The 14,223-nt window shown below is 67.6% G+C and carries 14 protein-coding genes and 2 pseudogenes; 6 read left to right on the forward strand and 10 right to left on the reverse strand.

Going from position 1 to position 14,223, the window contains the following annotated elements:
• The 6 genes and pseudogenes from BN4332_RS05260 to BN4332_RS05285 all read right to left on the reverse strand — a co-directional run.
• The coding region (locus BN4332_RS05260; RefSeq protein ID WP_066897507.1) for a DUF2278 family protein at window positions 1-996 on the reverse strand (996 nt) is incomplete at its 3' end.
• 109 nt (window positions 997-1,105) lie between these two features.
• The gene (locus BN4332_RS05265) at window positions 1,106-1,999 is read right to left on the reverse strand and encodes an extracellular catalytic domain type 1 short-chain-length polyhydroxyalkanoate depolymerase (RefSeq protein WP_435405187.1); all 894 of its coding nucleotides are present in this window, start codon (window positions 1,997-1,999) and stop codon (window positions 1,106-1,108) included.
• A gap of 272 nt (window positions 2,000-2,271) precedes the next feature.
• A complete protein-coding gene (locus BN4332_RS05270; RefSeq protein ID WP_066897509.1) occupies window positions 2,272-2,928 on the reverse strand; it encodes a maleylpyruvate isomerase N-terminal domain-containing protein in 657 nt (218 codons plus the stop codon).
• 84 nt (window positions 2,929-3,012) lie between these two features.
• Window positions 3,013-3,954, reverse strand: a pseudogene (locus BN4332_RS05275) (AMP-binding protein); the annotation flags it as partial.
• A 58-nt stretch (window positions 3,955-4,012) separates the two neighbouring features.
• Window positions 4,013-4,450 (reverse strand): SRPBCC family protein, encoded by a 438-nt coding sequence (locus tag BN4332_RS05280; protein WP_066897510.1) that lies wholly within the window; start codon window positions 4,448-4,450, stop codon window positions 4,013-4,015.
• Entirely contained in the window at window positions 4,447-4,779 is a 333-nt protein-coding gene (locus BN4332_RS05285) for an ArsR/SmtB family transcription factor (RefSeq protein ID WP_066897567.1), read from the reverse strand. Before BN4332_RS05285 ends, BN4332_RS05280 begins: the two co-directional genes overlap by 4 nt.
• Before the next feature lie 85 nt (window positions 4,780-4,864).
• On the opposite strand from BN4332_RS05285, the gene BN4332_RS05290 reads away from it, so the two are divergent.
• Together BN4332_RS05290 and BN4332_RS05295 are read left to right on the forward strand one after the other, a co-directional pair.
• Window positions 4,865-5,641: a DUF899 domain-containing protein gene (locus BN4332_RS05290; protein WP_066897511.1), complete on the forward strand. Its 777-nt coding sequence runs from the start codon at window positions 4,865-4,867 to the stop codon at window positions 5,639-5,641.
• Between the two features lie 34 nt (window positions 5,642-5,675).
• Window positions 5,676-7,269, forward strand: a pseudogene (locus tag BN4332_RS05295) (class I adenylate-forming enzyme family protein).
• Here the strand turns inward: BN4332_RS05295 and BN4332_RS05300 are convergent.
• A complete protein-coding gene (locus tag BN4332_RS05300; protein ID WP_066897568.1) occupies window positions 7,251-7,637 on the reverse strand; it encodes an NYN domain-containing protein in 387 nt (128 codons plus the stop codon). The pseudogene BN4332_RS05295 and the gene BN4332_RS05300 overlap by 19 nt on opposite strands.
• A gap of 122 nt (window positions 7,638-7,759) precedes the next feature.
• Between BN4332_RS05300 and BN4332_RS05305 the strand changes: the two genes are divergently transcribed.
• The 4 genes from BN4332_RS05305 (at window position 7,760) to BN4332_RS05320 (ending at window position 11,348) form a co-directional block, all read left to right on the forward strand.
• Window positions 7,760-9,037, forward strand: coding sequence for a GTP cyclohydrolase II (locus tag BN4332_RS05305; RefSeq protein WP_066897512.1), 1,278 nt, complete (start codon window positions 7,760-7,762; stop codon window positions 9,035-9,037).
• A 24-nt stretch (window positions 9,038-9,061) separates the two neighbouring features.
• Window positions 9,062-10,027 (forward strand): DUF1688 family protein, encoded by a 966-nt coding sequence (locus BN4332_RS05310; protein WP_066897513.1) that lies wholly within the window; start codon window positions 9,062-9,064, stop codon window positions 10,025-10,027.
• Between the two features lie 8 nt (window positions 10,028-10,035).
• Window positions 10,036-10,665, forward strand: coding sequence for a uracil phosphoribosyltransferase (upp, locus tag BN4332_RS05315; RefSeq protein WP_066897514.1), 630 nt, complete (start codon window positions 10,036-10,038; stop codon window positions 10,663-10,665).
• Window positions 10,662-11,348, forward strand: a complete 687-nt coding sequence (locus BN4332_RS05320; protein ID WP_096866837.1) for a CPBP family intramembrane glutamic endopeptidase — start codon at window positions 10,662-10,664, stop codon at window positions 11,346-11,348. The genes upp and BN4332_RS05320 overlap by 4 nt, the downstream gene beginning before the upstream one ends.
• Window positions 11,349-11,365: 17 nt before the next feature.
• On the opposite strand, the gene BN4332_RS05325 is transcribed toward BN4332_RS05320, so the two are convergent.
• The 3 genes from BN4332_RS05325 to ripD all read right to left on the reverse strand — a co-directional run bounded on the left by BN4332_RS05325 (window position 11,366) and on the right by ripD (window position 13,955).
• Window positions 11,366-12,148, reverse strand: coding sequence for a hypothetical protein (locus tag BN4332_RS05325; RefSeq protein ID WP_066897515.1), 783 nt, complete (start codon window positions 12,146-12,148; stop codon window positions 11,366-11,368).
• Window positions 12,149-12,203: 55 nt separating this feature from the next.
• Entirely contained in the window at window positions 12,204-13,262 is a 1,059-nt protein-coding gene (locus tag BN4332_RS05330; RefSeq protein ID WP_066897516.1) for a M48 family metallopeptidase, read from the reverse strand.
• A gap of 78 nt (window positions 13,263-13,340) precedes the next feature.
• The gene (ripD, locus tag BN4332_RS05335; protein ID WP_066897517.1) at window positions 13,341-13,955 is read right to left on the reverse strand and encodes an NlpC/P60 family peptidoglycan-binding protein RipD; all 615 of its coding nucleotides are present in this window, start codon (window positions 13,953-13,955) and stop codon (window positions 13,341-13,343) included.
• Window positions 13,956-14,223: the final 268 nt, after the last annotated feature.

A 14,223-nucleotide genomic window follows, 5' to 3' on the forward strand; every position in this document is an offset into this window, starting at 1 on the left:
GGCGTCGCCTGCCGAGTACGTCACGCTGTCCACCTGGGTGCCGTGGTCGTCGACGAGGAGCAGGTTCCCGCCGGAGTTCCCGAGTTGGGCGCCGGACCCGTCGAGCTCGACAACCGCCGACGCGCCCGCAGCCAGATCGGTGTCCAACTTGCTCTCGCGGCCATTGCGGTCGACCAGGCGCCACCCCTGCAGCGACACCGCGGTGGTGGCGCAGTTGCCGATCACCACCGCTTCGTTCCCGGGATCCGAACCGGCGGGATTGAGCAGGGCCCGCTCCAGATATGCCGCCCCGGGGGTCGCCGCACCGCCCGGTGCCGCCCCGATCAACCGCGACAAGGGCTGCGAGGCCGCCGCCGCATCGCCGTCCACGTCCGTCGGCACCCGCTGGGTCTGGAAGGCCAGCAGGATCCCGACCACCCGGTCCGGGAAGGCGAGCAGAAGACCGCCGTCGTGGAATGCGCCGTTGTCAGCGGCGTGGGCGCCGACGTTGCCCTGGTTCATGTGGATGTCGTGAATCCCGTGCAGACCGTCCGTGTTTCCGAATTCGGCGTCGATCGGCTTGTGCAGATTGCGGTCGAACTTCGCGCCGAAGGCGTAGAGCTCCCCGCCGGCCGTCTGGCATTGCGTCAGGTACAGGCTCAGCAGATCCTGCAGATCATCGGCATTCGCACTGCCACTCGGAGGCAGTGCCCGGCCCAGGCCGAATTCGAACAGCGGTGCTTTCACGTAGTCCAGCGAGGCCGCCGACGTGGGAGAGGTCCGCGAGTAGCCGGACGGCACCGTGGGCAATCCGGTGACGATCGGATGACCGACCAGCGGATCCACCACCCAGAACACGACCTCGCTGCCGTCGTTGGATTGCACGTTGACCGCGATCCGCCACGGCTGTCCGGAGTCGTCCACCGCACGGACCTGCAGGTGCGGGGTGGACTGCCCATCTTCGCGGACGAAGCGGTCAGGCCGGGCGCGCAGGACTCCGTAGGTGGTGATCGCCATGATCGACTCCTCGTTTCGACGCGGGCACAAGGGTTTTCGGGTACCCGCCATCGGCAACGTATCGGGCCGAGCGCCAGACCGGCACGCGTAGCCGACTACCCGAAACTGGCTATCGTCCGTGGGAGGCGAAGAACTGGGCTGACGCATCCGACGCGTCGAAGGCGCGACTGGCGGCCCCGACGGCCTGCACCGGGAGGATCTCGGGAACGCCGGGCCAGGTGTGCCCGCCACCGTCGACCCGCATGAACACCACCGACGTGCCGGCCGCGCACCCGTGCGAGGCGATGCGGTGGGTCTCCGTGCCGTCGCCGGTGGCCGGCAGCAGCTCATCAGACGGTGCGGGACAGCCGTTGACCTGGCGCCACCGGTCCACCAACGCCGGACCGGACAGCACGGTGCTGCCGCCGCCGCGGCCCGTCATCGGCCCGCCGTTGAACGGGACGATCGGGTCCTCGGTGCCGTAGGTGGCCAGCACCGACACCGGCCGGGACGGATTGCAGCCCACGTTCGTCCCCAATGTGCCGGTGACCGGGGCGATGGCCGCGAACAGATCAGCACGATCACAGGCGAGGCGGTTGGCCATGAATCCGCCCGCGGACATTCCGGTGGCGTACACCCGGCCCCGGGGGATGCCGTTCTCGGCCACGAGCCGGTCGACCAGCGCCGAGATGAACCCGACATCGTCAACCCCCTGGCGGTCGGGCACCGAGGCGCCCCGGCCGTCGGCCCAGCTGTAGTCGATGCCGTCGGGGTAGACCACGGCGAACCCATGGGCGTCGGCGACCGCGTCGTAATGGGTGAGCGCGGCCTGGTCGGCACCGGTCGCACCGGCGGCATGCAGATTGACGACGAGACCCGAGGGCGGGCCACCGGCAGGCAGATGGAGCCGATAGGTGCGCATCATGCCCCCGAAGTCGATCTGCGCCGACGGTAGGGGAACCGCCGACGCCGGAACCGGCCCGGCAGCGGCCAACGCGACGACCGCGAGCGCGGCGGACAGCACGGATCTGAGACGTCGGAGCCCGAGATGCACCGGCGCAGAGTAGATATCGCGAACGAACGGCCGGGCAACCCCGGGTGACGCCCCGAAGAAAAACCGCCAGGCAACCGTCGTCCTCTGCTTCCCCGCCATCCCGGCCCCCACCGATTCCTCGTCAGCAAACGAAGTCTCGACGCTACCCGGTCACTGCGAGCCGCGGACCGAGATGGATCAGATGGTCAACACCATGCGATAGCGGGCCGTCGACGACCCGTTGGCCAGGGCGCCGGCCACGATCAGCCCAGGATGAACGGCAGCCGCGGGGCGGCGGCGCCCAGCGCCGTGCGCTCCGAATCGGTGGGTACCCGTCGGCCGGTGCCGATCAGCAGCACCTCCTCGTCGGAGAAGGCCTGCGGAAACTCGATGCCCGCGATGCTCTCGACCATCGCACGTGATCGCGCCAGCCCGAGCGCGGGCGGCCCCGCCGCCTGGGGCAGGTGCGCGATCAGATCGAGATGGTGCAATGTCCATTCCAGGACATAGGCATCCAGGTAATCGCCCACGGTGAGCACCTGTCCGCGGGTGGCGACCCGCAGGCCCGGATCGGCGAGCTCGGCCGCGCGCCCCGCGGCCGAACCCAGATCATCGAGATGGAACTTGAGCAGGCCCGGATCCTGGTAAGCGGCCGCCAGCCGGACGGTCAGCGCGTCCAACGGGTCCTCGCCGGTGGGAGGCGTGCCCGACACCTCCCAGTACGTCAGCGCACTGCGGGTGGGTTCCGCATCGGCCGGGGTGGCTAGGGTGATCAACACGTCCTGGGCGTCAATGACGAGGTGGCACACCAGGTCTCGAACCAGCCAGCCGGCACAGCCGGACGGCCGCTCGAAATCCCCTGGCCGCAGACCGGCCACCGCCGCGCGCAGCGCAGTCCACGAATCCGAGAACAGGCCCACATCAGCAAGTTAGCAGCGCACCCCTGGTTCGGCCGCGGTTCAGTCGTGGTGCGTCCGTGCCGTCGAAGGTCACGACCACTTANCGATGTCCTCCCCCGGCGCCGGTGCCCCACGCTGGGCGGTCCATTCGTAGGCGAAGTTCGGCGCGGCGGTGATGACCCGGCCGTGCTTGGCTTCCTCCGACATGGCCCGGATCCACCGCTGCGGCCGGCGGATGAACGCGGTCGGTGACATCAGCGTGGAGTGCCCGCCGTACACCGCGGGAAATCCGATCATGGACAAACCCATGTCGTGGTAGAGCGGTAACCAGCTGAGGCCGTGGGTGTTTCGGTTCAACAGGTCGATGGACAGGATCATCTGGAGTAGGTTGGTGCCGACCGCGCGGTGGGTGATCTCCACCCCGACGGGCGGGCGCGTCGAGCCCGACGTGTACTGCAGGTGCGAGATGTCGTCCGGATCGACCGGGATCGGGGTGAACGCATCCCCGGCCGCATCGGGAACCTCATCGATGAGCACCACCCGGGGTCGCCCGGAGTCCGGCATCTTGTCCAGGAACGCCTGCACCGCCGCATTACCGGCGACCGTGGTCAGCACCGTCGTCGGGCGGGAGTCCAGCAGCGCGGTCTCGAGTCGTTCGGCGTGACCCTGCAATTCCGGTGCGAACAGGGGTACCGCGATGTTGCCCGCCTTGATGGCCGCGAAGAAACCGACGATGTAATCGAGGCCCTGCGGCGCGAGGATCGCGACGCGGTCCCCGCGTTCGGCGACCTGCTGCAGCCGGGCCGCCACCGCCCGCAGCCGGACGCCCAGTTGTGTCCAGGTCAGCTCGACGGTGTGTTCCTCCGCGTGGCTGTGATCGAGGTAGCGATAGGCGATCTGGTCGCCGACGTGGGCGATGTTGCGGTCGATGAGCGAGATGAGCGTGGTCCCCGGGGGCAGCACGATGCCGCCGGCCTCGTCCAGACAGTCCTCGATGCGCAGCAGGCCTGCCGGAGCCTCATATTGAACCTGGGAACCGCTATCCATGACCGCAGTCTAGGTCGCACCTTCGGCCCGGCCTCCCACGTACTGGGACGGTCACTGCTCAACGATGCGCCAGGACCGCGCCCAACTGCTCGGCGGTGTGAATCCATCCGCTGTGGAAGTTGTCGAATTCCTCTGGCGGCAAAAGGGAATGCTCGATCGACATCATCGTCTGGCCGTCGTCTACCGGTTCGAATTCCACGGTGACGACACTCACCGTCGTCGGGTCGGACCAGTCCGAGTTGCTCCACGTGAAGCGCAGCACACGGGGTCGGTCGACGATCAGAAACTGTCCCGTGATCAGTACGCTCGTACCGGAATCATCGACGTCGAAACGGACGAGCCCCCCGACGCGTGGATCGACCATGACGTCGACGCAGTAGACCGGGCGGGGGCACATCCACTCCCGCAGCGACTCCGGGTCCAGCCACTGGTCGAACACCACATCGGGGGCCGCGGGCATCAGCCGCCGCACGCGGACTGTGGCTGCGTCGGTCACCGGGAATCGGCCTCCCGCCGCAGCTTTGCGGCCAGTGCGTCGGCGCGGCTCGACCAGAAGTCCGTCTGCTCGGTCATCCACTGCTGGGCCGGGGTCAGGCCGTCCTGCCTGAGCGAGACCCAGTGCTCGCGTCCGCGGACCTCGCGCTGCACCAGCCCCGCGGCTTCCAGTACCCCGATGTGTCGCGACACCCCGGCGAAGGTCATCGGCAACGGGGCGGCCAGATCGCTGATGCGGGCATCGCCCGCCCGCAGCGCCTCCAACAACCGCCTGCGGGTCGAATCGGCCAGAGCCGAGTAGGCGCGGTCCAGAACCTGATCTTCAACCACCTTGTTGACTATAGCGCCGGGCCGTGGTGTGCTGGTGGCATAACATTCAACCAATTTGTTGAACATTCGGACGACGGGAGAAGCCATGCAGAACCCACCGATCGTGCCGGCAGCGGAATGGCAGGACGCCCTGCAGGAAATGCTGGTCAAGGAGAAGGAATTCACCCGCGCACGTGACCGACTCGCGGCCCAGCGCAGACGCATGCCATGGACTCCGGTCACCAAGGACTACGCGTTCGACGGGCCGGACGGCCGGGTAAACCTGCTGGACCTGTTCGCCGGGCGCCGCCAGTTGATCGTCTATCGTGCCTTCCTCGACCCCGGCCTGGACGGCTGGCCCGACCACGGCTGTGTCGGTTGTTCGCTGATGGCCGACCACATCGGCAACCTCGCCCACCTCAACTCGCGCGACACCACCCTGGTCTACGTGTCCCGCGGGTCGCAGTCCGACATCGCCCGCATCAAGACGCACATGGGCTGGAGCCACCCCTGGTACACGATGGTGCCCCGTCCCGACGCGGAGTTCGACGTCGACTTCGATGTCGACCAGTGGCACGGCACCAATGCGTTCATCCGCGACGGGGACCGGGTTTTCCGCACATACTTCATCAACGACCGCGGTGACGAGGTGTTCGTGAACACCTGGAACTTCCTGGACATGACCGCGCTGGGCCGCCAGGAAACCTGGGAGGACTCCCCGCCGGGATACCCGCAGACCAAGCCCTACGAATGGTGGTCCTGGCACGACACTTACGGCGAACGCGAGCCGTCGCGGTGGTTCGGCGAACCCGATCCGGAAAACCCGTGCGATCCACGCCCGCCGAGCGACGACGCCTGCGGGGCCTGCGGCGGCAACCGCTGACACCGCGGTACGGCCCGTTGGAGAAGATGGGCGGGTGACGTCACACCCGTTGACCATCCCGGCTCTGCTGCGGCAAAGCGTTGCCGAGTTCGGTGATTCGGTCTATCTGGTCACCCCGACCGATCGCCTCACCTACCTCGAGGCCGAACAACGGTCCGCACGGCTGGCCCGCTGGTTGCTGCGCGAAGGGGTCGGCAAGGGCAGTCGTGTCGGCCTGTTCTTCCCCAACGACGCCGACTGGGTCACCTGGTGGCTCGCGGTGTCCCGGGTCGGAGCCATCGCGGTGCCCCTGAGCACGATGTACGCTCCCGCCGAAATCGCAAAAGTGTTGCGGTTGGCCGATATCGGACTACTCATCGCCCCCAGCACGGTGCTTGACATCGACGTCGCCGAGCGATTGGAGACGGCGCTGCCCGAACTGGCCGGTCAGACTGCCGGCCGGCTGGCCGTGCGGGCCGCCCCGTATCTGCGCCGCATCGCCGNGGATCCGGGCCGGTGCCGTGCTCGGCGCGACGGACCGGCCATGGGCCACAACGCTTGCGGCCACCGAAGGCGTACCCGCAGAGGTGCTGGCGGCGGCCGAGGCCGAGGTGTCGGCTGCCGACCTCGCGATCATGGTGCACACCTCCGGGTCCACCGCCGACCCGAAAGGCGTGTTGCACACCCACGGCACGCTCGTGCGGCAGACGTCGACCTGGCCTCGCGCGATTCGGGCGATCACGGGGTCTCCGGATCGATCACGGGTGCTGTGCGCGATGCCGTTCTTCTGGATCGGTGGACTGCTCGCGGTCACCGGCGCCCTCCACGAACCCGTCACGGTCGTGGTCATGCCGAAACTGGACCCGTGCACCGCGCTGGATCTGGCTGAGCGCGAACGGATCACCGGGATCGTGGGCTGGCCGGCGTTCACCCAGCGGTTGCGTGAACACCCGACGTTCGCCGAGCGCGACCTGAGCAGCGCCCCGATGTTGCGCGACGGCCCACTGGACATCGCGATGACCGACGTGCCGGACGGATTCCCGGTGCACCGCACCATGTCCGAGACCGCGGGCGGTTTCGTGTTCACCGACATGGCCATCGTCGACGAACACGGCCAACCGGTGCGGCCCGGGGACACCGGCGAACTCCTGGTGCGCGGTATCGGGGTGATGGCCGGCTACAACAAGCGGGAGCGGTCGGAGACCTTCGACGCCGACGGCTGGTACCACACCGGAGACAAGGTGTACCGCCGCGACGGCGATCCCCGGCTGTTCTACGTGGGGCGCACCACCGATCTGATCAAGGCCGCCGGCGCCAACGTATCCCCGTTGGAGGTCGAGGCCGTCATCGCCGAAGCCGCCGACGTGGCGCAGTGCGTAGTGGTCGGAATCGATGATGCGCAACGCGGAGAAGAGGTGTGTGCGGTCGTGGTGCTGGTGCCGAACTCGGCGATCGACGTCGCCGCCCTGGCGTCCCGTACCCGGGAGCACCTGTCGGCCTACAAGGTGCCGAGCCGGTGGGTGCTCACCGACGGCGACCGGTTACCCACCTTGCCCAGCGGCAAGTTCGACCGGAAAAGCCTGCGCCAGTTGATCGCCGACGGGACCCTTGAGTCGGTGCGGTGCGATCGTCAGGGTCGAGCGGAGTAACGGTCGATCAGATCGCGGAACCCGGCTGCCGGTTGCGCCAGCGCACCTGCTTCGCGCACTCGCCCGGCCAGTACGCCGTCCGATGTCACGACGGTGATCTCGTCCGGTCGCGGATCCGCCAGGACCAGTCGCATGATCTCGTCGTCGGCAGAGTTCGCTCGGGCCCGCGGTGCGTGGCCGACGTCGATGACCGTCGATTCGATCGGCGGGTCGGCGGGCCCTTCGAACACCACGCTGACCCGCAGGCGCTCGGCGGTGGCCCAACGCTCGAGCTGATCCACCAGCCGCACCATGGCACCCCGGCGGTCCTTCCACCAGCCATCCGGTCGGGTTCCGATCACGTTCATGCCGTCCACGATCCACCTCATCGTGCCGACGGTACGAGCATCGGCCGTCGCGGTGAATCGCCACACCGCCTGCAGAACCCGCCGAATCGGGGTTGACTGGAGGCCTCCTCAGGGCGTGCCTGCGGGAAAGGGGGGCCGACCACATGGTCACCGAACCACGTGCGGGAGCCGGAACCGCCAGGACCCCGTCGCGCCATATCCGGCTGACCTCCCACAGCGGGGCAGCCGGAGTTCCGGCGATGCACTGGGGTGCACCGACCGCCGCCGAGCGCGGCCCGGTGATCGGAACCACCTCGACCCGCGCCCACCGCAACGTGATCGGCACCCACAGCGGTTCCTACAGCGTCTATCGCGCGCTCGCCGTCGCCGCGGGTGCGCTATCCCGCGAGCACCGCGCGGACCTGACCAACACCGCGCCAACAGACGCCATCGGCCCGTACCCACAGTGGAGCCGGCCGGAGGCGATCGTCAGCCTCGATCCGTGGGGGGCCACGGTGGCCGACGTGTTCGCCACCGAACTCGGCCTCGGATACGACATCCGGCCGACGATCGCGGTGACGAAGGCCCACGTGATCGTGCCGGAGATCGCCACGGCCATCACTGCCGGCCGCCTGCACCCGGACGGACGAGTTCTCCTGGACAGCGGTGCGGCACTGGTCACCAAGGCCGCGATCGAACCGGTCTGGCATCTACCCGGGGTGGCGGCCCGATTCGGTTGCGGCGAGGACGAATTGCGCCGGGTGCTGTTCGAGGAGACCGGCGGCATGTACCCCGAGCTCGTGACCCGCGGCGATCTGGAGGTCTTCCTCCCCCCGATCGGTGGGCAGACCGTGTACATCTTCGGCACTCCGAGTGACCTCGCCGACCCTGCGGTCGAGCTGACCGCCCGGGTGCATGACGAGTGCAACGGCTCAGACGTCTTCGGATCCGACATCTGCACGTGCCGGCCCTATCTCACCCACGCGATCGAGGAGTGCATCCTCGGCGCGCAACGTGGCGGGGTCGGGCTGGTCGCCTATTCGCGCAAGGAGGGTCGCGCGCTCGGTGAGGTGACCAAGTTCCTGGTCTACAACGCGCGCAAACGCCAGGACGGCGGCGATACCGCCGACCAGTACTTCGCCCGTACCGAATGCGTTGCGGGCGTGCAGGACATGCGATTCCAGGAACTCATGCCCGACGTTCTGCATTGGCTGGGCATCCGCAAGATCCACCGACTGGTGTCGATGAGCAACATGAAGTACGACGCCATCACCGGTTCGGGAATCGAGGTCGGTGAGCGGGTCAACATCCCCGACGAGTTGATCCCGGCCGATGCCCGGGTCGAGATCGACGCCAAGACCGCAGCAGGCTATTTCACCCCTGGACCGATACCTGGCGCCGAGGAACTCAAGATCGCCAAGGGCCGCGGACTCGCCACATGACCGCCACCCTCGACGGCTCGGCCGCTGTCGCCACGCTNCCGGTACCTGCTGCGGCGTGCCCGGGCCGGCGAATCCCGCTGGTTCGCGGTCGACGACGACGCCCTGGACCGCGCGGCAGCCGAGGTTGCCGACGTGACCCGCAGCCGCTATCCCACACTGGCGGTGCCCTATCACAGCCGATGGCGCCATTTCGAGGCCGGCGGCGTGGATCGCCGTGCCATATTGTTCTCGCGCACAGCGGATGTGGACAGCGCAGCGCGGGCCCGGGCGATGATCGATCTCACCGTGGTGAGCGTGCTGCTCGACGCCGGCGCCGGAACCGCATGGCGCTACACCGAACCGGGCACCGGACTGGAGCTGAACCGCTCGGAGGGTCTGGGGGTGGCCAGCTGGCACGCCTTCTGCGACGGCCTGTTCTCCAGCGATCCGGCCAACCCGCTGCGGGCCGACGCGACCGCATTGAGCCGCCTGGAGGTCGCCGACCTGGCCGGGGCGTTCCAGGCAGGTCCGGCAAATCCGTTGGTGGGTCTGGAGGGCCGCGTCCGGTTGCTTCGCCGGCTCGGTGCCGAGCTGACGGCCCGTCCCGACGTGTTCGGCTCCCCCGGTCGTCCCGGCGGGTTGTTCGACAGCATGCCCGGGCCGAACGTCGCGGCCCACGACCTACTGACCGCCTTGCTGAACACGCTGTCTGGCGTGTGGCTGACCGACAACGACATCGACGGTCTGCCCCTCGGGGATTGCTGGCGGCATTCGGCGGTGCCAGGCTCGGGTCTGTCGACCGGATGGATGCCGTTTCACAAACTCTCGCAGTGGCTTACCTATTCACTGCTCGAGCCATTCGAGTGGGCCGGAGTGACGGTCACCGATCCGGATGCGCTGACCGGCCTGCCCGAATATCGCAACGGAGGNGCGGCCGGGCGGGCACTCGCGGCGCGGCTGCGCGATGGCCGCCCGCCACTGTCCATCGTCAGCGACGGCACCGTCTTCTAGGAGCGATCATGGGCAACCTGCATGTCGTCGATCATCCTCTGGTTCAGCACAAGCTGACCCTGATGCGACAGAAAGACGTCTCCACCAAGGGATTTCGCCAGTTGCTCACCGAGATCTCGATGCTGATGAGCTACGAGGTGCTCCGCGACATCCCGGTGCACGACGTCGACATCGAGACCCCGCTGGAGGCGACGACCGGCACCGTCATCGACGGTAAGAAGCTGGTTTTCGTGTCGATCCTGCGGGCCGGGAGCGGTCTGCTCGACGGCATGCTGAGCGTGATGCCTAGTGCCCGCGTCGGCCATATCGGCCTCTATCGCGATCCGAAAACTCATGTGGCCGTGGAGTACTACTTCAAGCTACCGAGCGACTTACACGAACGTGACGTGGTGGTCGTCGACCCGATGCTGGCCACCGGCAACTCCGCCGTCGCCGCCATCGATCGCATCAAGGAGTACGAACCGCGGTCGATCAAGTTCGTCTGCCTGCTGACCTGCCCAGAAGGTGTTGCCGCCATGCAAGAGGCACACCCCGAGGTGACGATCTTCGCGGCCGCGCTGGACCGGGAACTCGATGATCAGGGCTACATCGTCCCGGGCGTCGGCGACGCCGGTGACCGCATCTTCGGAACCAAGTGACGACCCACCGCTGGGGCCTGGGCGCCTTCCTGCTCGTCGAGGCCGCCTATCTGCTCACCTCGGCATCGTTCGGGCTGCTGGCACCTGCGGGTGCGCCACCCGCCTGGTTGATCACGGTGGCGATCGGGGTGCCGACGATCGTCGCCGCTGCCCTGGCCATCGCGATCGCACACTGGCGCGGCAACGGCGCCCGCCTCGACTTTCGCTGGCGGTGGTCGTGGCGTGCCGTGGCGCTCGGGTTGGCGTTCGGCTTCGGTGGTCTGTTCTTCACGTTGCCTGCCGCGTTGCTCTACCAGTCGATCGTCGGACCGGACGCGACATCCGCGGTGGGCGGGGTCTTCGAGGGCGTGCGAACCAGCTGGCCGATGGCGGTGACGGTGCTGCTTCTGGTCGCGGTCATCGCCCCGATCTGCGAAGAGGTGGTGTATCGCGGCCTGTTGTGGGGCGCGCTCGAGCAACGGTGGGGCCGGCTGACGGCCGTCACGGTGTCCACCGTGGTGTTCGCCGTGGCCCACCTTGAGTTCGAGCGCGCTCCGCTGCTTCTGGTGGTGGCGGTCCCAATTGCGTTGGCGCGGCTGTACTCCGACAACCTGTGGGGCAGCATCGTCGCGCACCAGGTGACCAACCTGCTTCCGGGCATCGTGATGATGTTCGCACTGGTCGGAATGGTGCCGGCCGGCTGAACGGGTGCCGTGCGCTACTACCGCTTGCGGTCGCGGACCTTGTACGTCGACGGCCACGACATCCGGGATTCGTCCCCGAGTAGCGGAGTTCCCGAACCGCCGACCCGCACGTCATAGGCTTCTTGCCCCGCACCCACCTCGCGGTTGGCGTGTTCCTGGGCCAGGTAGTACAGCTGGTCGATCTCGGCCTCCGAGAACGCCACGAACGTGGTCTTACGCACGATGTCGTTCATGCCCGCGGTCATCCGATCGGGCAGGACCCGTGACGCCAGCGCGGCCACACCGAGAAGGCTGAACGGAATGACCCAGTAGCAGACGAACGACAGCGGAGTCCTGGTGTCCAGGATGGTGGCGTCCCCCTGCACGATCGGCGGGATCGCGGCCGACACCGTCATCCCGGCGAAGGTACCCACCCAGATCCAGGTCAGAATCTTGACGATGCGTTGGAACAGATCGCTTTCCACAACGCCCGGCGGCTGGCCCGCCGCGGCGAACTCGAGCACGAACGGCTTGCCGATCAGCAGTCCGGCCAGCGCGACCAGGAAGATGCCCGCCGAGCTCAGCGGCTGCATCCAGCGCTCCATGACCTCCTGGCTCAGCACCAGCGTCAGGCCCGTCAGGGCCACGAACGTGGCCAGCGCTCCGATCTCGAGGGTGCGCCCGGGCGCACCCGAGATCCGGCTGATCACGAAGGTCGCGACCGCCGTGGCCAGCGCCACCAGAACGGCGACCAGGAACGGCACGTTGCCGACGAGTACCCAGTAGATGATCCACGGCGCGAAGCCAAACAGGATGCCCACGAGCGCCTAGTCTAGGGGCTTACCGTTGCTCCGACGGCAACACCCGCCCGGCTCGTCAATCCTCACTCGGTCTGGCATTGCGACGCCACTCGGAGATCTTGCGGCCCATCGAGTCGGCGGCATTCGTCGCGGCCTGCCCCACGCCGTCGACCACGCCGCCCAAACCGTCTCGGATACCCCGGATCAACGGGTCGTTGGACTGGTCGAAACCGTCCTTGTAATGGCGTGCCGCCGCGCTGACATCCTCGGTCCAACTCGCGTTGTCATCGTCGGCCCGCAGCGGATAGTTGCCGGCCATGATGGCGCCGTATCCGCCGGTGTCCACCCATCTGGTCAGATCCGCCGCCCGCAGCACCGAGAAGGGGTGCGTGCGAAACTCGAGATTGAGCAGTTTGAGCACTCCGTCGCGCATGTCTCCGGTCGCGTCATAGTCGCGGGCCTGGGCGAGGAACGCCTGCGAGTCGAGCTGATCGAGGTGGCTGCCCGCCGCCAACTTGAGCTCGACCCGGATTGCTGTGTCGATGTCCTGTCCGCACAGCAGGCCCGCGCGGTCCCCCGAAAGTTCGGATTTGCGTTGCCATTCCTGCAAGGCGGCGACGATCGCGCGCAGTGCCCAGCCGCCGACCGGGACGAAGCCGAAGGACGACGCGAAGCGCATCAGATGATCGAGCATCGTGCGGTAGACGGCATGGCCGCTGAGCGCGTGTCCGAGCTCGTGACCGACGATGAACCGCATCTCGTCGTGCGTCATGAGCTCGTACATCGACGAGGTGATCACGATGAACGGGTCGTCCATGCCGATGCAGTACGCGTTCACCTCCGGCGACTGGATGACGAACATCTCCGGGCGGACCGGAGCATCGAGTACCTGCACACACTCGTCGAGCAGCGCGTCGAGATCAGCGAACTGGCGCGGACCCACCCGAGCCGAACTGGCCAGATACAGCAACCGGTGCTTACGTTCGCGGAGCATCCCCGACAGCAACTTGAGCATCTGATCGAAGCCCTTGAGCCGACGTAGCGCGGTCAGCGCGGTCCGGTCCGCCGGATGCTCCCAAGCCCGTGAACTGATCCCGGGAAATACCGTCCGCCTGGTCGCAGGTGTGGATTCCATCAGTGCTGTGCGCCTTTCTCGTCGACAGCTCAAAGCCTACGGAGGGTTGAGCTACCGGAGACGCACAAATCCTGGATGTCAGGCGATGATGCGGACGAGATACGGCGTCATGCCCTGCGTCCGGACGGGTGTCACCGCCACGGCGGGCTCGGTGCCCTGAATCATCTGATTGTTGCCGAGGTAGAGCGCCACACTCTGGGTGCCCTCCGGCCCGTAGAAGATCAGGTCACCGGGCAGCGCTTGGGAGGGCAGCACCTTCTGCCCCACCTTGTACTGCTCGCCGGACGACCGTGGCATCTTCACCCCGACGCCACCGAACGCGTAGACGATCAGGCCGGAGGCATCGAACCCGACGACGTTCGACGACGGATCAGGGGCGACCCCGATGCCCGGCGTCCCCAGAACGGGAGGTGCCACCGTCGGAGTCGACAGGCCCGGAGTCAGCAGTCCTCCGCCGGTGGCCGGCGGGGTCAGACCAGGAACGGCCACCGTGCGGGCGACGCCGCGGGTCGGACCGTTCATGTCACCGCCGCCGTAGCTGAACGGCACGCCACGCTGCGACAGCGCACGGGCGATCACATAGTCGACGTATCGCTGGTTGCCGGTGGCGCGTTCGAGCGGTGCGGCGCCGGCGAGTCCGGGAGTCGCTACCAGAAATGCCAGACCGAGCAGCAGGGCAAAGGTACGTCTCATCGAACATCAACTCTCTCGACCACGTGGAGGCGACACCGACTGCTGGTCGCCTCAGTCGAGTCAACCATTTGTACCGCGCGGGCGATGATTTGCCCAATTAGTTTGGGGCACAGGCTCAATGAGATGCCGTAACGTGACCGAACAGTTACCCTCCAACGGCGCACGACGCTGGTCGTGCTGCCGGTCACTACGTCACGCTGACCGGTCCCCCGGGGTGAGTGCCGACCGTCACCGCAACCTTTTCCGGGCCCGCTCTCTCCGGTAGTGC

The organism is Mycolicibacterium houstonense (assembly GCF_900078665.2).
GTDB classification, from domain to species: domain Bacteria; phylum Actinomycetota; class Actinomycetes; order Mycobacteriales; family Mycobacteriaceae; genus Mycobacterium; species Mycobacterium houstonense.